8 protein-coding genes are annotated in these 21,944 nt (G+C 50.7%); 7 read left to right on the plus strand and 1 reads right to left on the minus strand.

Going from position 1 to position 21,944, the window contains the following annotated elements; translation table 11 throughout:
• Positions 1 to 335 precede the first annotated feature (335 nt).
• The 5 genes from RDL68_RS01055 (at position 336) to RDL68_RS01075 (ending at position 19,621) form a co-directional block, all read left to right on the plus strand.
• The gene (locus tag RDL68_RS01055; RefSeq protein ID WP_308539813.1) at positions 336 to 14,975 is read left to right on the plus strand and encodes a SpaA isopeptide-forming pilin-related protein; all 14,640 of its coding nucleotides are present in this window, start codon (positions 336 to 338) and stop codon (positions 14,973 to 14,975) included.
• Positions 14,976 to 15,070: 95 nt separating this feature from the next.
• Entirely contained in the window at positions 15,071 to 16,708 is a 1,638-nt protein-coding gene (locus tag RDL68_RS01060) for a SpaH/EbpB family LPXTG-anchored major pilin (RefSeq protein ID WP_308539814.1), read from the plus strand.
• A gap of 244 nt (positions 16,709 to 16,952) precedes the next feature.
• Entirely contained in the window at positions 16,953 to 17,849 is an 897-nt protein-coding gene (locus RDL68_RS01065) for a class C sortase (RefSeq protein ID WP_308539815.1), read from the plus strand.
• Positions 17,846 to 18,742 (plus strand): class C sortase, encoded by an 897-nt coding sequence (locus RDL68_RS01070; RefSeq protein ID WP_308539816.1) that lies wholly within the window; start codon positions 17,846 to 17,848, stop codon positions 18,740 to 18,742. The genes RDL68_RS01065 and RDL68_RS01070 overlap by 4 nt, the downstream gene beginning before the upstream one ends.
• Positions 18,743 to 18,745: 3 nt before the next feature.
• Positions 18,746 to 19,621 carry a hypothetical protein gene (locus RDL68_RS01075; protein WP_308539817.1) on the plus strand — a complete coding sequence of 292 codons (876 nt, stop codon included), beginning with the start codon at positions 18,746 to 18,748 and terminating at the stop codon, positions 19,619 to 19,621.
• Between the two features lie 244 nt (positions 19,622 to 19,865).
• Here RDL68_RS01075 and RDL68_RS01080 read toward each other — a convergent pair whose 3' ends face one another.
• Positions 19,866 to 20,339 (minus strand): hypothetical protein, encoded by a 474-nt coding sequence (locus RDL68_RS01080; protein WP_308539818.1) that lies wholly within the window; start codon positions 20,337 to 20,339, stop codon positions 19,866 to 19,868.
• Between the two features lie 344 nt (positions 20,340 to 20,683).
• Here RDL68_RS01080 and RDL68_RS01085 point away from each other — a divergent pair, with 344 nt between their 5' ends.
• Both RDL68_RS01085 and RDL68_RS01090 read left to right on the plus strand, forming a co-directional pair.
• On the plus strand, positions 20,684 to 20,827 hold the full coding sequence (locus RDL68_RS01085) for a hypothetical protein (protein ID WP_308539819.1): 144 nt from the start codon (positions 20,684 to 20,686) through the stop codon (positions 20,825 to 20,827).
• Positions 20,824 to 21,777, plus strand: coding sequence for a hydroxyacid dehydrogenase (locus RDL68_RS01090; protein WP_308539820.1), 954 nt, complete (start codon positions 20,824 to 20,826; stop codon positions 21,775 to 21,777). The genes RDL68_RS01085 and RDL68_RS01090 overlap by 4 nt, the downstream gene beginning before the upstream one ends.
• Positions 21,778 to 21,944 lie beyond the last annotated feature (167 nt).

A 21,944-nucleotide genomic window follows, 5' to 3' on the forward strand; every position in this document is an offset into this window, starting at 1 on the left:
AAACACGAGCCTTTTCATCTACTATAATTTTTATATACATTATTTTCCGAAATTGTCTGTTTTTCTGTGCAGCGACGTACGGTACGTGACGCTGTACGGTGCGCAGCGAAAAGCGCATGGTGCGCGGCGAAAAGCGTACGATGCGCAGCAAAAAATAGCATGGCGCAAGAGAGTTGCACGGTGCAAAAACGAGAGACAGACAAGAAACGCAACACAATGAACCCGCGGCAATCCTGCGCAGAGGAGAAGCAAACCAATACGTTTATTACCTTCATCAGCCGAAAAGAAATCGGCGAATGCGTTAACAAGGCAAAAATAGGGCAAAGGGGACAATCATGAAAAAGGGAGAGAGAGTATTATCGTTATTGCTCGCCATACTAATGATCCTTACCGGCGTACCGGTGGGCGCTTTTGGCAGCACCAGTTATGCCGAACCGGCGAGCAGCAGGAGCAATGGACAAGTTCGTCTTTTTAACGAAGACGGATCGAGAACATTGCCGTCGCTTATCCAACCTTGGTTTGGAGCAGAGACAGAGGATTCCGCGTCCGCAGGACAGGAATCGCAGACGGTGGTGACGGGGTCGGATATCACCTCCAGCTCTTCGTTAGCCGAACCGGCAAACGAGGCGGAAGAACGCGATTCGCAATCGCCGGAAACCATCTCTCCGGAAGAAACCCAAACGCCGGAGGCGCAAGAAAAAGAAATGCTGGAAGCGGTTCGTCGCGAGCTGGAAAAGAATCCGTTTGCCGACGGCAAAGTGCTTCCTGTGCAAGATCTTGTTTTGAACGGCAATAAGGCGTTGTCCCGCATCAATTATGTCGTGAATCGTGACCAGGATGGTCTTCCCCAATCCATCACCTGGGTTTTAACCTATTTTGCCCCGAAAGAAAAGAACGTACATAACGCATTCGTTGTAACGAACGGTGACCATTTAGAACAGCCGACGATCGCTGAGAGAACCTATACCTCCGGCGAAGAAGCTGCCATGAAAGCACGCGAAGCCGCGCGCAAAAAACAGGCAGAACAGGCACCCCCCCTCTTTCTGTATGAAACCGAAACCAAGGAAGCCGATCAGAACGGGTACTTCCTGACGACGGTAACAACCCCGATTCATCGCGACGAAACCATCGTCGCAAAAATCAATGCGGCGAAAGCCAAAAAAGATGTGGATCAAAACGCGCTTGCAGAGGTCAACACCGAACTGGAAGGGCGCATTTATACGTTGGATATGATTTCCCTCTTTGGCGCACAGAAGCAGACAAGACGTGTGCAAATTAACGGGAAAGGCGATCTTACGGCGACCGACGCCAATGCGCTTCCCCTTCGTCATGATTTTGCAGTGCAGAAAGACAAAGAGAATCGCGTTCTCTTTGTTGAGCCGAACCAGGAAGAAAAAGAAACCTTCTATAAGATACCTGCTTTCTCGTCGGTAGATGCCAATGCCAAAAATGAGGCAGAGATACTTATTTATGATTTTGTTTTGACCGAAGACGGATTCTACGATTTCCTTGAGGTAGAACGTCGTTCTCTTGCGCAATATGAAAAGCAGTTGCAAGAAGTGGAAGAAAAAGGATTGACCGGCGACGAACTGCAAAACGCACGAAAAGACGCAACGCTCATGGTGCAGTCCGGTCAGTTTGCGTTGACATTGACCAGCAAGCTGGTAAAGACAGAAGAAGCCTCTTCAGAGGAAAGTCAAAAGCCGAATACGTCAGCGGCAAATAAAGAGGAATCCTCTGCTGCGCAAGAAGAGCAGAAACCACAAGAAGAAAAGAAGCCGCAAGAAGAGCAGAAGAGCGCATCATCCGAACAGCAAGGTGCTCAAGACAATAAGCAAGAAGAAAACGACAAAAAACAAGATGCGCCCGCCGAAGGGGAAAAAGCACCTTGGGTGACGGATGAAGCGCGCGATAAAGAAACCAGAGAAGGTGCAGCAAAGAGCAAGGAAATTCTTCCGTTGGGCAAAACGCTGGCGGAAAACGGCAGTTTGCGCAAGAAGTTGCAGGGTGGAAAAATCAGCGACCTGATGCAACCGATGGGCGCACCCCTCAATCCGTTTGTGGCGAATCGGCCGATTATTATTGAAGTGGTTGACCGCGACAACAAGGGTGTAAAAATTCCGGGCGCTGTGGTGCGTGTTACTGGTCCGGGAATGATTAAGGAATTGACGACCGGCGAAGACGGGCGGGCTGTGCTGGAGAAAGCCAACGTTGGCTACTACGAAGTCGTTCAGGTTTCCGCTCCGGAAGGCTATTTCCCGAATCAGACCAAGATTGCGTTTCATTTCTCCGCGATTGAGACGACAAAGTATGTTCGTATCGACAATGCGAAAAACTATGGTACCAAGCTCTACTTTATCGAGGGCACCGTTGCGGATGAAAAAGACCATAATCAATTTATCGCCGGTGTGGAACTGGAGCTTCGTGCTTACGAGAACAACCACGGCGTAAAAGGCAACCGTGTTTCGTCCATGAACCGCACGGCGTATACGAATGACGAGGGAAAATTTGTCTTCAACGATTTGCTGCCCCAGTATATCTATGAAGTCGTCATTGTGAACGCGCCTTACACGTATTCTTTCGCACCGAACAGCAAACCGACCGTGGAAAACGGGCGAATCAAAACCGATATTAAATTTGTCGATGCCGAAGGACAGCCGATTGTCGAAGGCGATGGCGTAAAGTACAAGGAAACGTTGCCAATCTATCTGTCGAAGAGTACCTCAAACCGCGCGGAAGTGGTTGTCTTCAACCATGAGACGGGCGACCAGCAGGTGTCCATCGTTGGCTCGGCTTTCCAAGTTTTGGACGAACGCGGAGAAGTCATTAAGGAAATCGGCGTTCTTCGCACCGACGGGCAAGGCAAGATTTCTTTTATGCTCCGTCCCGGACAATATACTATTCAGCAGCTGACGACCGATCGCGATCACTTGATTCCGAACGACAAGACCCCCATCGTCGTGCAGCCCATTCCGCACGACCCTGTTGAAGACGTCTATTTGATTCCGAATCCGTTGAAGGATATCGGGTCGGTTACGTATAACATGGATGCGGTGATTAATTGGGGCGCAGTCCCTCCCGATCCGGACGCGAAGATTATTCTCAAGCGAAACGGAGAAGAAACGGACATAACGCCGCAACAGATAGGGCAAGTCTATCGATTCAGCAATTTGCCCAAGTACGACGAAAATCACGAACAGATTTCGTATCGCATTGAACTGAAAGACCATCCGGAATACTACGCCACCTACAATGTCGTGAACGGCGTGGTGAATATTGAAGTGCATGAAATTTCGACGCCGGAAGGACCAGGTGGAACGGTTACGGTAACCGGTAACAAAGTCTGGTACAACGACAGCAAAGATCTTCTCAAGCGTCCGGCGACGGTGCATGTGGTGCTTTTGGAAAACGGCGTAGAAACTCGCTACAGAGCTACGGTTTCCGAAGCGACGGATTGGAAATACAGCTTTACGAATTTGCCGCGCTTTGACAAAGCCGGTAAAGAAATTGTCTATACCGTTAAAGAAGTACAGATGGCGGAAGGTGGCGCGATTGCCGGCTATCGTATGGACGAGACGATTCTCGGAAAGAACGTCTTAAACACCAAGATTGATCACAGTAAAATCGGCGGAGAGTTTACGCTCGAAAAGACCGATGAAAAAGGCAATGGGCTCGAAGGCGCGCAGTTTACGCTGTCGGGCACGATGGACAATGGGAAAGAATTGACTCCGCGTTCCCTGAAGACGGATGCCAAGGGCAAGCTAACATTCAAAGACCTGCCCTCGGGTACGTATACCTTAAAAGAGACCTTAGCGCCTGACCGCTACGAGCCTTCTACGGAAACATGGCAGGTACAAGTCTTTGACGACGGTCAGACCATTCTGGTCGGTAACGGCGAGATAAAGAACGCCACACAGGGCGCATTCCCGGAACAGTTGCAGGCGAATCAGGAATTTGTCAAGGACGGCGAAGGATCGAACGCAAGAACCATCGAAAACGAAAAAGCGCGTAACCCCGTTCCGTTCAAAAAAACCATTTATACGCAAGACAATCTTACGCAGGCGGAACAAGCCGAAGATAAAAACCAGGTTGGGGATATTTCCAAGCGCATCCTCAATACCGTGGACAAGAATCTCAATGAGTATCAGGTAGAGCTTACGGTCGAGGGACGTGGTCGTTCGTCTTTTGCGGGCGGCGAAACCACAGATATCGTCTTAGTTGTTGACCACTCGGCTTCGATTAAAAAATCACGTAACGAAGATCAGGTACGCAGCCAGGTGCGCAATATTGTTTCGGCGTTCTCCAACTTCAGCAACGTGCGCATGGGGTATGTAGAGTACGCCGGTATCGCAGCGGACATTGGCAAGAGACTGCAGCCGCGCGACGATAACTTTAGCGATTATAACTATTGGAATTCGTATGAATCCAACGATACGTACACGAGAGATCCGGCGGTTCGCTCCAGCGTCGAGCTGACGACTCCCGGACAACTCGCTGCCGACCCGAAATTCAATACCAATCGTTTTGACGGCGGTACGTTTACCCAGCGCGCTCTTTTACGTGCCAAGGAGATTCTCGATAAAGGCAATGCAAAGAACAAGCATATCATTTTGATCACCGACGGTGGTCCGACGATGTCCTTTAGTGCGACCGGATCAAAACCGAACGGAACACGACCGGACGGAACGGCATGGGAACCGATCTACAAACCGAACCCCAACATTCCGAACGATTATGCACCGACCTACAGTGGCGATACCTATAACGGCAGAGCCTCCGGGTTCCGTTACGATACCCTCCGTGGGGATGGCCTGTACTATCAATTCGGCACATCCAAAAACTATACTGATCAGTTGGCGTATTCGTCTTATCGGGCGGGCAACGACACGATTCTGGACAACGTCTTTGCGACCATTTCGACCGTCCGCGACCTGACCGAGCAGAATGTGCGCGTTACCACGGTTGGTTATAACTTGGTAACCCTCAACAATGCCGGCTGGTTTAACGGACAGGAAAAATATTTCTTCCCGCTGATGGCATCTACGCCGAAAGATTATTCCGGTATCAGCGATGTCAACGACGCAGATAATGCGGTTAACCGCATTTACGACGAGGTCTCTAAACAGTTTTACTTGAGCCAGCAGAACTCGACCACACCGACGATTAACAAGGCGACCGTCACAGACCCGATGGGCGAAGGCGTGGAACTTTACGTCGGCGAGGACGGTGTTTTCAACGAGAAGGACTATGTTCTCGTCGCTTCCGACGGTTCCATCTATAAGAATGGCATCGCCCCGAAGGAAGGATTACTGAAAGACGTTACGCTGGAATACGACCAGAATACCCGTCAATTTACCATGAAGGGACTGACGCTTGGCAAAGGCGAGTCGGTTTCCCTCTATTATTCCGTGCGCCTGAAAGAAGAATACCGTGACGGCAATTTCGTTGATACCAATAAGCGCACCACCATCCAAAACGGAGAAAGAACCGATGATTTCCCGATTCCTGCGATTCGTGATCGGTCGGAAGTCTCGTCGCTGAAAGTCAAAAACCAGGCGTATACAAGCAATGGACGATTCCGCATCATCAAAAAGGACGAAAATAATAAACCTTTGGCAGGTGCGTATTTTGTGCTGCGCAACAACGCCACGCAAGAAGAAGTCATGATCCAGCCGTCCGGAAAAGACGGTACGATTAACGTCAACAATCTGCCGCAAGGCACATACACCTTAGAAGAAGTCGAAGCGCCTGCCGGATATGTTGTTTCTGGACTCACCTGGACAATCACGGTGGATGCAAAAGGCAAGACGACGATTACACAAAAGGAAAATGTCCCGCAAAAAGCGCCTGCTGCACGTTCGGCAGATGCCGAAGCGATGGGCGACTTGCTGGAGATGGGTCCCCGTATGGGACTGGCTGCGGTACGCGCTCGTGCGCCGCAACTGAGCCGCTATAAGATTACGGCAAAGACGGAATTTAACGATGCGGACCCGAACAACAAGATGTTTACCGTTCATCACGAATCAACCGGTAAAACCATCTTGAAGGAATTGGATCTCTATTTCCTGTTAGTACCGGAATCGCAGCAAGATCTTACGACCTTCAATAATCGCATTCGCGATTACAACGATTATCTGGCACAACACGGTTATCAGGGCATTATCAACGTGATTTACGGCGGTTATGATGAACCGTCCACACAGTACACCTACTGGCGAATCGGCAACGCGCCGGATCTGCTGACCAACGTTCCGGTCGGCAGAACGCCGGAAGGCGCTTGGATGGATCGTGCGATCTTTACGGCGAACGATATTCTCTATCGTCACCTGAATGGCGATACGGTTAAGTTCGTGACCTTCCTCTCCAGCGGACGCGATTTTGCCCGTGAAGAAATGTATTATACGGACAATCTCAAGACGATGATTGAGCCCAATGCGGTTTCGCGCTACATCAACCTGGTGACCAATCCGGCCAATCGAGGAGAGCTGTTAAGCTACTTAAATGACAACTCCAGTCCTCTTCCGGAGGCGGATCGCCGGAAAATGAGGGAGAAACTGGATTCGAATCTGGTTTCCGGCGAGTCTGCGGCACAATTTGAGAGCAGAATTAAGAGAGTATACGGTCAATTTACCGAGGACAACACGGTAAGTAACGAGAGTTTGGTCATCCCTCTGGCGGAAAATATCCGTTTGGTAGGGGGAACGCAGACCGCGAAAATTGTCAACGATCGAGGCGACCTCATCCGAGACGTTCGTATCGATGCGACTACCGATCCGGTGTCCGGTCTTACGACACTGCGCAGTGAGAGAATCACGCTTCGATCCGGGCAGCATTTGCTGGTCGATTATTCGGTGACCTTGAAGGGGGATTATAAGCGTGCGATCTCTTATCCGGTATACGCGACCGGCGCAGTAGAATGGCAAAAACCCGGCTCGACAAAAGATGCCGGCATTAAGGCGGCGTATGTTAGCGACCCCGGACAGAATCTGCAGATTGATGTGCGTGGTTTGGAGGGCTATCCGAATCCGGTTGAAGTAAAGGTCACGACGCAAAGACCGGCAGAAACCGAAACGTTCTCCTTAAAGAATAATGAGTCCGCATCAAAGACCATTTTGACTTTCGATGCCAACGGCAACACGCAAGGAAAGAATGTCGTTATCTTGACCGCGGATCCGGCGCCGAACGGCAACTATCAAGGACCGAAAATTGACAAATCGGACTATCCGATTCTGCGTGTTCTTTATGAACGCAAAAAACTGAACCTTACTGTGCGTAAGGTCTATAACAACCGTGTACCGCAGCCGGGCGAATCGCTTGACGTGACTTTGCTTGCCAAGGTGGATGGACAAAAGGTGGATTTGGCGACCTTAGGCTATAACCAGCCGGCTACACGTACATTGTCGCAGAAGACCAGCGCCAATGGTCAGCCGGTTGCAGGTGTCTACGAAACCGTGTATGAAGGTTTGCCGTTGCAATGGAATGGCAAGGAAATTGTATACGAGGTGGCTTCTACCTCCGGTGAGCAGGATCAAGGTAACAATATTAAGCTCATCCGCGAGGAGACCGTGACAAACTATCGTCCGGACGAGGATTTGATTCAGATTGAAGAAACCGAGCTTCCTGTTCTGACCGTCATCAATACCACCAACAAATTGGAATTTAAGAAGGTGGGCGAGAGCGGACAGCAAAAAGATGAGCACGGCAACCCCATCGTTGGACCGGATGGAAAGCCGATCATCAGTGAAGTGCCTCTGGCAGGCACCGAGTTTGAGCTTCGTCGTGAAGTCGGCGGAAACTCCTATACCGTAGAAGGGTACGAAAAGATTCTCTCCGGGCCGAATGGCGAGTTCAGTTTTAAGAACCTGCCGCCGGGAGATTACGGCGTCTACGAGAAGAAGCCGGTTTTGGGCTATGAGTTGCCGGTACAGGCGGTGGCGACCTTTACCATCGATGCCAACGGAAAACCGATCAACGTCAAGTCCTTCAAAGACAGAACGAATAAGGATGGCGACTATATCCTTGGTATCCAGAAGACACTTCTGAACAATGTTTCTGTAGAAACCGCGATTACCCAGGTCGAGGCAACCGACCACAACCAGGGCAACCGCAAGATGCTCTATACGCAGCGCATTTATGTGAACCGCAATGAAGAACGTATGACCGAAGCCAATTTCTCGGTGTTCTCCGCCGCGGCGGACAACCCGATTGTCAACGGTTCATATAAGGTTTGGAAGGTCACGGGCCCGAGGAAACCGGATCCGATGGACTTTAACAAGCCTCTGGACACGAAAAATTATGATATCGAGTTGGTGAAAGAGGTGGATCCCCCCGCGAACCTGTCAAAGATTACCATCGATAATTTGCCCAGCAATGCTTTCTATCTCATTGAAGTTAAAGGTAAGCTGGAAATCCACGATGAGAAGTTCACCAGCAAGCTGAATTTCTTTATCTCGGCGACCGAAGGACACGGCGAAGGTAGTACGCATGGCATCCCCGGCTTTAAGCCTTCGGATGATGGAACCATCATTACCGGTTTCCGTAAAGGGCAACAGGGTGACGATGCCGACATCATGGTCGATGCTTCCAAAGATCCCGAGACGGGCGCCTATCTGGTCAAGAACTATCGTGGTTCCACCTATTTCTCGGTGCAAAAGACGAGAGAAGAAGACGACGCACCTCTGGCCGGAGCCAAGTTTAAGCTGTGGGCAGCATTGGGCAAGAACTTTGAGATTGTCGAAACCGAGCATACGACGCAGGTAACGACCGGCGCTGAGGAAATCACGGACGAGAACGGTATCATTACGTTCGACAACCTGCCGACGAACTATAACTTCTATCTGGAAGAAACGGAAACGGCACCGGGCTTCGCCCTGCCGGATTATCTGTGGATTGTTCAAATTCGTCCTGTTGCCACCCTCGAATCGCTGCAGGCGAAGCCAAGAGACTGGCGTCAGTATTTGCCGGACGGTAAGACCGAAGCGACGGCTACCGAGGCGGAAAAAGCGAAGGCGCAGGCAGATGCCGCTTCGGTTGCCTATAACCAGATGCTGTATCCCTACGGTGGTCCGTATACGCAAGATGCCGATGGCATGGCACAGGAAGCCATCGATAAGATTGCCAAAGAGCGCGGATTCAAAGTCTTCGTATACCAAACGGACGGTCGAAAACCGCTGATTGTCCACCCGAAGAATGAGCAAGGTAAGGATTTACCGGCGAACACGGATCCCAAAGACTATAAGAAGGATAAATACGACGACGTCATTGCGGAACAATCCTACGGCGACCATCCCACTATTAAAGGAATGTGGTATCGCAAAGGTTGGGTGGCGTACAGTCCGCAGCCTGCCACCGAGCCAAAAGGGCAGATGATGCCGATTAATGAATACGGTCAGCCGATTCAAAAGGCGTGGACCGATCCGAACCGCGGTTGGCTGGGTGAGACCCTTGACGGTGTTTCCGGCGCGACCATCCGTCCGTTGATTGTGAAAGACTGGATTCAGACGGCGCGTGATTTTGATGCGCATCAAGCCGATCCGGAATTCCCACACTCTGCGCAGTATGATGCGCTGGTCAAGAAATTTAGAGAGCGCATATTGCCTGCTCGTGATTTGACCATCAAGGGGCAGACCATCCCCAGTGTTTTGGGCATTACCAATGCACGTACGGAATTCTTCATCAATAAGGTGAACGAAAAAGGAGAACCTCTTGAAGGCGCAGACTTCATGCTCTTCAAGTTGGACGATGCCGGTAACGAGATAGAGCCGGGCATTAAGCCTACTCGCACTGCGAAGAATCAGTTTATCTTTGATGGATTGACTGCCGGTACGTACCGTCTGCGTGAAACCAAGATACCGGAAGGCTATCAAAAGCCGACAACGTATTGGGAAATTACCGTTGATGCAAAGGGAGCGGTGACGAAGAAGGAAGAGAAGCTCGCTGTGCCACAAAAGAGTCCGGCACGGCGTCCGGCTCAAGCCCCTGCACAGCTTGCACCGCTGCCACCACAGGGAATGCTGGCAAGCGAGGAGACATCCTTGCTTACGCCGGTTGCGCTGCGCTTAGCCGCCAGTCCGCTTTCTGCAGAAGGCAAGAACCTGCAGCCTCTGCATTACCAAGAGTTGCTTAAAATCGCAGCCAAGGCAGCGCCTTTGGCGAGTCCGATGGCGGAACCGGTGCGTGGCGCAGGCGAGTTTTATGAAGACGATAACCGGAATATCGATAGCACGAAGAATCAGCAAATCTATCGAGCGAATGAACAAGTGGATTTAGGCATCAAGTTCACCTCCATCTGGGATGTCAATGTGGATAGCGGTAAGGGTACGTTCGAAGCGCGTATCTACATTGATCCCCAAGATACGGAACTCTACGGTAGCGGTGACCGCACCCTCGTATTGGAGCCGAAGTCCAACGTGACATTGACGGGAATAACGCAATACGCCTTAAACAACAAAAAATTCACTTCGGTGAACTTCAACACGGATGTCAGCAAGATTAAAGGCAATATGCTAGGTACGGGAGCGCGCAGGGAGATTTCGGTCAATGTGTCGAATCGCTATGCGCTTGACGTGAATCCCAATAACACGAGATATTTAATCGTTGTGAAAGGAACCTACCAGAATGCTTCTTTAGATCCGCTGAGGCTGACGGCTAAATATGAAGGGCGTGTTAAGAAGCCGGATATCAAGAACCAGTGGGGAATTGTAGAAAAGAGCTTTCCCGAAAGAAGCAGCCAAGCCCAAGCCACCAGCCAGGTCTATCACTATGACCGCTACCTGGTGACCTATAAGAGTGACAACCAAGAGATCAAACGGGAGACCGTGCGCCATCAGCGCAGCGTAAATGCGCCGACGCCGCAAAAGACCGGTTACCAATTTAACGGCTGGTCAGAAAATGGTGTCCCGGTCAATCTTCAGACGTCGCCGTATCAGCGGGTTACCGCAGATCATGATTTGGTTGCGGAGTGGAATAAGTCGTCGTGGACGGTATCCTTCTACGACAAGAAGGGGATTTCCTACTCCTTCTTCCAGAAAGAGGTCAATGATGGGCAGTTGCTTGGTCAGTTGCCCACCGAGGACGATATTGATAGCGATGTGGTAGAGGAGCAAAAGGCAAAGGGATTCCGTTTTGCCGGATGGGCAGATGCGACGGGCGTTTCCTACGACGAGCAAAGCCCCATCACCGAGAATCTTTCCCTCTATCCGGTTTGGGAAGCGAACGTCTGGAGGGTAGACTTCTTTGACCACAATGGTCAATATAAGTTCAACAAGACCATTCCCAACGGCAAGACCTTCCGTGAAGTGTACGGCGGTATGCCGGATCCGGTTCCGAACGTGCGTGCGGGCTACACCTTTAAGGGGTGGATAGATTATTTCGATAAGCCATTTACGGAGAATGACCCCGTCACCAGAGACAGGAGCCTGCGTCCGGTTTGGGAGAAGAAAGATACGGTTGTGCTCAACTTCTACATGCTCAACAGCAGCGGATACTACCTGCCGGATACACTCCAGGTGCGAGAAGTAGAGCGTAATCACGTGCTTCCCAAGGCACAGATTCCGTCGCCCATTCCCGCAACGAAAGAAGGGTACACGTTCTCTGGCTGGAAGGCCTATGATTCGTACTATGGTCTTCAAGATGTGGATTGGGAGAACGCAAGCTTTACGAGAGGGCAAAACTTCTATGGGGATTGGGTCGCCAACAAGTACCAGGTAACCTTCTTGGATGAGAAAGGCGCGCTCGTCAAGACCGTCCAAGACATTGACCACGGAACCTATATTAACGCCCCTGGCGTTGCTGCGCGTGAGGGGTATACCTTCCTCGGCTGGAAGAGCGAAGACGGTACATTCTTTGATGCTGCTAAGCCGGTCACGGCAAGCGCAACGTACAAGGCAGCGTGGAAAAAGATTCAAGCAAATCAGGTCGTTGTCTCGTTTGATACGAAGGGCGGAAGTACTGTGCCCAACCAGATTATCGATCAGGGAACGACAGCAATGGCTCCGCCAGAGCCAAAGAAAGTCGGATGGACTTTTGCCGGCTGGACGTTAGACGGTGAGTCGTACGATTTCACCAAGCCGGTGAACAAGAACATCACGCTGGTCGCGACCTGGACGGAAGCACCGGATCCCGGCACATTGAACGAGTTGACGGTCACGAATATAAAGAAGGATTTTGAAGGCGAGTTCACCCTGGATAAATTCCACAAAGTGGATGGGGGAAACCGTGTAAAACTGGGCAACACCTTCTTCAAGTTCTCGAAGCGTGATGGCGCGAAGCTACCTCTCACGTTCGATGCGGCAGAGTACGCGAAACAATACAGCAATCCGTATTGGGATGTCGATTCCGGCTGTTTCAAGACGGATGCAGACGGAAAACTGTTTTTGAACCACTTGCAACCGGGTGTTTACGACTTGGTTGAACAGACACCGCCAGGCGGCTATCTCGCGAACCCGACGAAATATGTGGTCGTTGTCAACGAAATCGGTAATACCATTATCGTTCCGGAAGAAGGATATGATCCGGAGAAGTATCCGATTGAAGTCGAGCAGGAACAGAATCCGGGCGAGAATCCGGATCTGCCGCAGAAGCGAACCGAGCCGAAATCGCTGGATGCCGAAATCATGGTGAAAGACTATCGTTTGTCGCCATCGCATGAGGCGGGGATTGTTCGTCCTCTGGATGATCAGCGACTGTATTTGGAATACACCATACAGCTGCCGGAAGACGTGATAAAGGGCGATACCTTCACCATTACGCTGGACAAGAACCTGAATTTCCATGGCATTCGTATTGACCCGGAGGAGTTACAGGACATTCTCAGTGAAAACGGGCATGTTGTTGCGAACACGACCGATAAGACGATTGACAAGAACGGCTCGGTGCACAAGATAACCTATACCATGACGGAATACGTTGACAGTCGTACGGATATCGTCATCAAACAGCAGATTCCGGTATTCGTGGATCCGGATCAGGTGAAGACCGACCAAGCGTTGCGGTTTGTCAACTTCATCGGAAACGAGAAGAGAACCTCCGAAACGATTCAAGTGACGTATAACCCCTACTTTGGGTCGGGTTATTATATAAAGAGTAGTACGGGATGGACGCTGAACAACCAGGTACAGCACTACCGCAACTACTTGGGCGGACGCTTCTATGAGGATCGCGACAAGCACCAAATCGAGCTCTACTACTATGCCTTTGGCTACAATAACAGCTGGGAAACCACCTATAGGTTGGAATTAGAAGCGAAAGGCAACGAAGGACAACACTCGGATGTCATCTTTAATGATCCGCAGAATCCGGTGAAGGTTTCGGTGTACAAAGTTGATGCGTATACTCCGGCAATCGACTATAACACACAGACCATGCCGCCCAGCTATGGCGTAGCGTCCATGGATCTCCGCGAGGAGAACCGGATTATGAAAGATAAGGAATTTACGGCGGAGAATGGGAAGATTACCATTCCGCTCGACGTCATGAACGACTATCCGGAAGGACGTTTCGGTTATATCGTGAAGGTGACAGCCCCCTTTGCCAATAAGGACGACGTAGAGCTTTGGACGTTTGGAAAACTGCAAGAAGAGACGTACTTCTATGATGGGCGAGAACCCATTGGACCGTATGTGGGCGGAGGTGTTAAGTACTGGAACTATCTCAGCCGGCATGAGTCTACGGATGATGTCGAAAGCACCGACCTCATGACGATAACGCTCACCAAACGGGGACTGAGCGGCGTGAAGGGCGAAAACAAGTATGCGGCGAAGCTCCTTCCCGGAGCAGGCTTTAAGCTCACCAATAACCAAGGGTATAAGGATTATGCGGTGACCGATGAAGATGGAAAGCTGACCTTTAGCCGACTGAAACCGGGCGACTATTTCCTTGAAGAGGTCCTCACGCCAAAGGGCTATACACCGCCTTACGTGGTTTGGGATATTCACGTCGCAGAGGATGGCACGGTTACGATTGCTGACCAAGGAGCCGACAGTCTCATCAAAGGCGGAAAGAACAGTCTTGCGGTTTGGAACATCAAGACCAAGATTGACAAACCGGTTCTGCAGTTCCCGAACATCCCCAACCGTATAGAGTTTACGAAGTTAGGGGAGAGTGAAAAAACGTTGGAAGGCGCCGTCTTTGAGCTACGCAGGGCAGACACGGCGGATGGCACCTATAAGACACTGACAGGAACCACCTCCGGTCCCAAGACCTCCGGAAAAGACGGTAAGTTCTCCTGGAGTAACCTCACACCGGGCTTCTATCAAGTGTGGGAGACAACGGTGCCGGAAGGCTACGTCAAGCCAGATAAAGAAGTAGCAACGTTTGAGGTCGATAAAGCGACCGGCAAGATCGTCCATCTGCAGATTGAAGGACGTGACCCGGTTGGCGAAAACAATATCCATAACCGACCGTCGATGAAGATTGAGCTGTCGAAGGTGGATGAGAAACTGCGTGCCATTGGAGAGGGTACGGTGACGTTCCGTCTCGATGCTGCCGAGAACAACCCGAACAAGGTCGATCCGAAACAGCAGCGCATCACGCTGAATTTGACCAAGGGCGAGCCCTACCTATTGGAAATTCCGGACAATTTGGACGGCGAATACCTGTTAAGCGAAGTAACTCCGCCAACCGGTTACGTCAAGACGACCAATCGCTATCACATTACGATTGACCGCGCGAATCGAACCGTCCGACTCACGAAAGTGACAAACGATCAGGGTACAGAAATTCCGTATCTTGACCGCGGTCTATTAAGTCAGAAGCCGATTGACCTCTATGCAGACAAGATGGTCGATCAAGTCAAGCTACAGGTTGTCAATCACCTGTACTACACCCTGCCGACCACCGCAGGACCCGGCACCTTCCTCTTCACTTTGGCAGGTGCCTTCCTCCTGAGTCTGGCGTTCGGTTTATTCCGAAAGTCCAAAGGCAACGCCGGTCGGTCCCGAAAACGTCTCCTCTTTCTTCGGAGACAGTTGGAATGATTCCCTTTGTCGATAGATCCTTGAGACACCTGTCTCACCCGTCCATCCGCAACCGGCAGGCAACTGCCATGAACCTGACAAGAAAGGAAACGAATATGAAACAGTTGAAAAAATGGGCAGCGCTGTTATTAGCCTTCGTGATGGTGATGACGCTCGTCCCGCTCCATTCCAAAGCCGAATTTGTACAACCGACAGGGAAGATGATTGTCAAAGGCGTTGAAGAAGGCGCCACGGTAAAAGCGTACCGTTTAACAAAAGCGGTATTTGATGCAGACGGAAACTTCCTGCGCTATGACAATATGGGAGCCGGCGCATTTGCGGACACGACCAAACCGACCAATGATGAGTGGTTAGAGCTGATTAAAAAGCCGGTGGATCAGCTTGGTGCAGCAGTTGATTTGACTTGGAATGCTGCAAAAAAATCTTACGAAAGAGCAGGGAATGAAGCCGGTTTATACATGATTTTGGTTACCTCCAAAGAAGGTCTTGTCTATAACCCGATGCTGGTTGGTCTTTCGCTTACGAAAGATGGTGCGGGCAATGCAGTGAAAGAAGCCACGATCAATGTACCGTCATCCTTTTCCTTACCTAGCGAAGGCGATGCTAAGATTGAGTTGTATGCCAAAAAGAGCGAAGTACCTTTAACGAAAACGACGACAGACCCGACCAACGAAGATCAGTCGAATCCGGATTCAGATCATGGTAACGGTTTGGCGTTGAATGAAAAGCCGTCCTTCACCATCACGACCGAAATTCCTTCCTATCCGACAACGGATAAAGAGCTGAAGTTCAAGATTACCGATACGTTGGATCCCGGTTTAACAGCTCCGAAAGCAAAGGATGTCACCCTTGAGGTGGATGGCGCTGCTGTTGGTGCTACGGATGCGAAGATTGACGTTCAAGGACAAGTTATCACCATCACCTTCAGCGATGCGTATCTCAAGGGTCTTAATGGAAAATCGGCAGAAGTTGTTGTAAAGTACAGCGCGACGCTGAATGATCAAGCCACGGTGAACTTCGCCGCCAATAAGAACAACGTAGAAGTGGAATACACCAATGACCCGATGAATGGTGGAACCTCGAAGAAGAAGGATACGACGTATCACTACACCTTTGACATTGACGGTTTGATCAATGGAACGGGTTCAGATCAGACACATGAAATCACCAAGCACGGCGAGAATATCATCGAAGGAGATCCTTGGACAAAAGATCCGCTGCCCGGCGCTGTATTTGGCTTGTACAATGCGGATCCGACCGGAAAGACGATTGTCAAGAACAAAGAAGTAGACGATCTTAAACCTAATGAAGTATTGGAAATGCAGACGGTGACTACGGACGCTACCGGTCGCATGAATTTCAAGAAGTTGGATGAGGGTGTCTACTACATCAAAGAAACCAAAGCACCTGCCGGCTATAGCTTGAACCAGACGATTTACAAGGTAGAGATTACGGCACAGTACAATACGGATGGTACGCTGAAATCCTACTCGATTATGATCAACGACAAACAGACGACGTTTGAAGCGACCTACGATGATGCTAAGAACGTGAAAACCGTTGATACAAGGGAAGACCAAGCAACGTTGATCAAGAACACACCGCTTTCGGAACTGCCCAGCACCGGTGGTATGGGTACGTACCTCTTCACCGGCATTGGCGTTGCCCTCTTGGCTGGCGCCGCGGTGATGGTTACGGTCCTTCGCAAGAAGAACGCCCAGGCTGCGCAATAGACGGAATAAGGATCCATCGATTGACGAATTGATGTGGGAAGGTGTCGCCCCGAAGAGGCTTCGGGGCGGCGCATCTTCCTGAATGGGGATTTCATGCGAGGAACGTTCTTCGCCTTCCCTTATTATGCAAACAGTGCGGATAGAGAAAACCATAACTTTTGTTTGAAACGGTTCTACGCGCCATTCCTGATGGGCAAGTTCCGTGGGAAACAGTGTTTCGTGGTTTTCCGTTGAAAGGATGAACATGAACACAGAACGTCCTCAACAAGAGACGAAAGAAAAAAAGGATCTGCGACTTCGAATCGCTGCCATTTTTCTTTTGCTAACCGGCGTGTTAGTACTCCTCTATCCGACCATCAGTAATCGCTTTAACCAGTGGCGGGCAGAGCGTTTGAGTACCGTCTATCAGGTGACGGTTAAAGAGATTAGTGATGACCGTTTTGAAAAAGAGATAGAAAAGGCAAAAGAATACAATCAAAAATTGGCAGGCGAAAGTGTGCCGGATGTGTTTGCTCTACGGAAAGAGCATAACGACCCCGTATACGATGCCCTGTTGAACGTAACCGGCAATGGTATGATGGGCGAAGTGGAGATTCCGGCAATCCATGTCAAAATACCGATTTTCCACTACACAACGGATCAAGTCCTTCAACAAAATGTGGGACATCTTGCCGGCTCATCGCTTCCCGTTGGCGGAAAGGGAACGCACACCGTGCTTTCTGCACACCGTGGGTTGCCTTCGGCAAAGTTGTTTACCGACCTGAATCTCCTGAAAAAAGGCGATCTCTTCTTTCTTCGGGTGTTGAATCAGGTTTTCGCCTATGAAGTGGATCAGATGATTGAGGTAGAGCCGACGGAAACCGCATCGTTGGCGATAGATCGAGACAAGGATTTGTGCACGCTGTTCACCTGTACGCCGTATGGTGTCAATTCGCAACGCCTTTTGGTTCGTGGGCATCGCGTGGACTATACGCCGGAAGAGATAGAAAAAGCGTTTGAAGAAGAGCGCGACATTCGTATTGATAAGTCACGCCTGAGCTTTCATATTTTAGCCGCGGTCGTCGGCGCATCGCTGGGGATGGTTCCCTACTGGATATGGAAGAAACGGAAAAAACGGGATGAGGAGGCTGCGCGTTCATGAAAAAATCACGCAGCAGAGGGGTGTTGATTTTCCTGGTCATCCTGATGATTCTCGGAGGCTTGGGGTTTCTCCTGTATCCTCCGGCATCCGACCTTTGGAATCGCTACCGAAACAGCAAGCTGGTAGACGTTTATACGCAGGTAGTAAACGACCTTCCGCAGGACGAAGCCGATGCGATTTGGCAGAAGGCGCGCGAATACAATGCGAAGCACACGACCAATTCCATCGTGGATGCCTTCAAGGAGGAAGAAGAGTATGTGCTGACCGCGCCCTACGATAAGCTGCTCAATCCCTCCGGAGACAATATCATGGGGCGGATTGAAATTCCGAAAATCCATGTGAAGTTGCCCATCTTTCATGGGGTAGGTGAGCAATCGCTGCAGCGAGGAGCAGGACATCTCGAAGGAACGTCCCTGCCGATAGGGGGAGAATCCACCCACTCTGTCATTTCCGCGCATCGCGGGCTGCCTTCGGCGATTCTCTTCACGGATCTCGACCAACTGGCGAAAGGCGATCTCTTCTATCTGCACATTATGGAGGAGGTCTTCGCCTACCGCGTGGTGGACATTCAAACGGTATTGCCCCATCAATCGACGTTTCTGGCGATTCAGCCGGATCGCGACTTATGTACGCTGCTTACCTGTACGCCCTATGGCGTGAACAGTCACCGTTTGCTCGTGACCGGCGAGCGGACGGCATACATTCCCGAAGAAGAAACGCCGGTAGAGGAAAAGGACGTGGCGGTATTGGAAACCGTCATCGCGAACTGGAAGATTACGTTAGTTGGAATAGGCGTATTACTGGTATTCCTCTTCATTCTCCTTTTCCGGAGCAGACGAAAGAAGAAGCATGACCGCGAAGTTGCGGAACGAAACAAGGAAAAAAAGGAGTAGATCATGCACAATCCATTTCAGAAAAAACAGCGTTCCGGCGTAGGCTACAAGCTCTTCGCATTTGCAGCCGCTTTCCTCTTTTGCCTTTCTGCCCTCTTTCCTTCGGATGCGCTGGCGCAAAATGGGGATACGCAAACCATGGTCAACGCCTATGATGCGACACAGTGGGCTTCCCTTACGCTCAAGCTCACTTATACCAAAGAGGAAGGGGAGACACCCACGCCTTTAGATGGCGCCGACCTTCGATTGGTTCGTGTGGCGGATCTTTCCATCGATTCCACGGGCGCGCATTTTACGCTTCGTGCGGGTCTTCCCGATTACCGCTACGACTTTACCAAGATGACTTCCAGCGAGCTCCATAACGCGTCAACGGAGATAGCCTCTTATCTTTCCGAGCATCCGGAAGCCCTTAAAGCGTTGGAACAAGAGCAGAATGCCACTGTAAAGCCTGAGCCGAACGCTGCCTATAAAGCAGTTCGTCGAGCCACTTCGAATGCGCAGGGACAAGTTTCCTTCGATCATCTTGTTCACGGCGTGTACCTGATTACGCAGGAAGGCAGAGAAGGTACAGCAAAAGAATTTACGCCGCTTTCTCCGGTGCTGTTCTTTGTTCCGCAATACTTAAAGACGGAAACGGGCGCAGGCTGGTTGTACGATGTCGTCGCGAATCCCAAGTATTCGCCCGAAAAGCCGGAAGAGTCTTCATCGACTCCGCCGGAAACACCGCCTAAACCGCCGAAGCCGTCCACCCCGAAACCAACCCCTACACCGGGAACCGGTGACAAGATTCGTTTAGGAATCTGGGCAGGCACCGGGCTTCTCGCCTTCCTTGCCCTTCTCCTCTTATTCCGTAGCAAGCGCAAGAATGACGATCAATAATCCTATCTCACACGAACGCCGCCGCCCTCCTCTATGAGGAGGGCGGCGGCGTTTTCTCTACTTGTCGAAGGGACGCGCCAAGATATCGATCGCCACGCAGCTTGTTATTGGCGTCTCGGTCGGATCGCCACTGGAAATGGTGTTGGCGGCGCGGTTTGAAAGTGGAGCGCCGCTAGGAATGGGGTTGGCGGCGCGGCTGTAGAGTGTAATGCTTTATATCTCTAATTGTGCAGAGCACATTGTGTCAACCGAGGGTGTGTTGATGAAGGGAATCCTGGTGAACATGAGCCGATCCTGGCAAACCATAAAAAACGCAATTAGCCAGGGTCTCCGAACACTCCATTACCCCTGGTAAAGTGGAAAAAAGTGCATTTGCCAGGGTCATGCACACCCCAACCACCCCTGGCAAACCATAAAAAACGCAATTAGCCAGGGTCTCCGAACTCTCCATCACCCCTGGCAAAATGGAGAAAAGTGTATTTGCCAGGGTCACGCACACCCCAATCAACCCTGGCAAACCGCAAAAAATCGCATTTGCCAGGGTTGTGCAGCTCTCCATCACCCCTGGCAAAACGGAAAAAAGTGCGTTAGCCAGGGGTACGCACCTCGCATTAGACCCTGGCAAACCATAAAAAACGCAATTAGCCAGGGTCTCCGAACACTCCATTACCCCTGGCAAACCACAAAAAACGTAATTAGCCAGGGTCGCATACCCCATTAAGCCTCCAAACACTCCAAGCACTCCAAGCCTCCAAACCACCCAACCACCCCAAACTTCCAAGTCACCCCTTCCAACCCATAAATTCGCCCATCCGTGAGGGCATTACCACGCACAAATGCCCACGCACATCAGCAAGGACCTTACCACCCACAATGACCCACGCCCATCCCCGAATGGCAGGGCAGAGGAGAATCTTTGACATTCGTGTCGTGTCATGCTACCTTAAAGATGTTAGAGACCGTCCGATCGTGGGCGATTTTTTGCGCCCGGATGAACCTTAGCATGATAACCTGCCGGGCTCACCAATCGGAAGACAAAGGGAGCTTGTCTACTCCACAGAAATGCCGCAACAAGGACGCATAGGCGTGGTAACGCAGGATGCTGCTACGGGGCAACCAAAGACACAAAAAGGCATTGATGCAGTAATGCAAATGAGTAGAAAAGCAGATGTAGGCCAACGTATGCACGAAAGGGGAGCAAAATGACGAAAGTATTGGTAACGGAAAAAGTCCATCCGGACGGAATTAAGAAGTTGGAAGATGCCGGCTACGAAGTAATTTGGAGCAAGATTAAGAACCTGACCGATACCGAGACGATGGTGAAGGAATTTGCGGATGTAGATGCCGCATTGATTCGCATTGCCGAAATTCCGAAAGAAGCCATCAACGCAGCGAAAAATCTGAAGATTATTTCTAATCACGGGGTCGGCTATGATAACTATCCGCTGCCGCTGCTGAAAGAAAAGGGAATCAAACTGACGACGACTCCGGGCGCGAATGGTCAGGCCGTTGCCGAATTTACCGTCGGATTAATGATGACCGTTGCACTGCAGATTTCGCAGTCTTCTCGCCGTTATCAGAAGGAAAGCTGGGCAGCGCGTGCCAACACGCCGATGGGTTATTCGATTAAAGGAAAAACCCTTGGTATTTTGGGCTATGGTCGCATCGGTCGCGCCATTGGCGATATCTGCATGAATGGTTTCGACATGAAGGTGGTTGTATACGATCCGTATGTAAAACGCAACGATGATCGCGTCACCTATGTGGATACGGTGGATGAAGTCTTGAAAGTAGCGGATTTTGTCACACTGCACTTAATGCTGACGGACGAAACGCGCCACATGATTAGCGACCATGAATTTGACATCATGAAGGAATCCGCAGTGCTGCTGAACTGCGCACGTGGTCCCATCGTGGATGAAGAAGCGCTTATTCGTGCCTTGAACGAGAACAAGATCTTCGGTGCAGGCCTCGACGTTACCGAGGCGGAACCGTGCGATCCCGAAAGTCCGCTCTTTAAGCATGAGCGCGTTGTCCTGACACCGCATTTTGCCGTCAAGACCAATGAATGTGAATCGGCGGTCTGCACGATGGCTGCGGAAAACATCATCAACTTCTTCAACGGCAAAGAACTGGTGGGCGAAATCAAGCTGTAATCCATGGCCGAACAGAAAAAAATAATCAAAAAGGTACCCGCGCCGCAACACCGGCGCGGGCTTTTTTCTTATGGTATACTGAAAAAAAGTTTCCCTGCGATGCTAACAAATGGATGCGGCGCGTCGTGCCAGACGCTGACAGAATGCAAAATCGGCGCAACGGATGC

Origin of the sequence: uncultured Murdochiella sp. (genome assembly GCF_902488755.1) — a bacterium.
Classification (GTDB): Bacteria; Bacillota; Clostridia; order Tissierellales; family Peptoniphilaceae; genus Murdochiella.

Coding starts and splice junctions, on each gene's coding strand:
- RDL68_RS01055 (WP_308539813.1), top strand. CDS start 336: ATGAAAAAGGGAGAGAGAGTATTATCGTTATTGCTCGCCATACTAATG.
- RDL68_RS01060 (WP_308539814.1), top strand. CDS start 15,071: ATGAAACAGTTGAAAAAATGGGCAGCGCTGTTATTAGCCTTCGTGATG.
- RDL68_RS01065 (WP_308539815.1), top strand. CDS start 16,953: ATGAACACAGAACGTCCTCAACAAGAGACGAAAGAAAAAAAGGATCTG.
- RDL68_RS01070 (WP_308539816.1), top strand. CDS start 17,846: ATGAAAAAATCACGCAGCAGAGGGGTGTTGATTTTCCTGGTCATCCTG.
- RDL68_RS01075 (WP_308539817.1), top strand. CDS start 18,746: ATGCACAATCCATTTCAGAAAAAACAGCGTTCCGGCGTAGGCTACAAG.
- RDL68_RS01080 (WP_308539818.1), bottom strand. CDS start 20,339: ATGGGGTATGCGACCCTGGCTAATTACGTTTTTTGTGGTTTGCCAGGG.
- RDL68_RS01085 (WP_308539819.1), top strand. CDS start 20,684: ATGCCGCAACAAGGACGCATAGGCGTGGTAACGCAGGATGCTGCTACG.
- RDL68_RS01090 (WP_308539820.1), top strand. CDS start 20,824: ATGACGAAAGTATTGGTAACGGAAAAAGTCCATCCGGACGGAATTAAG.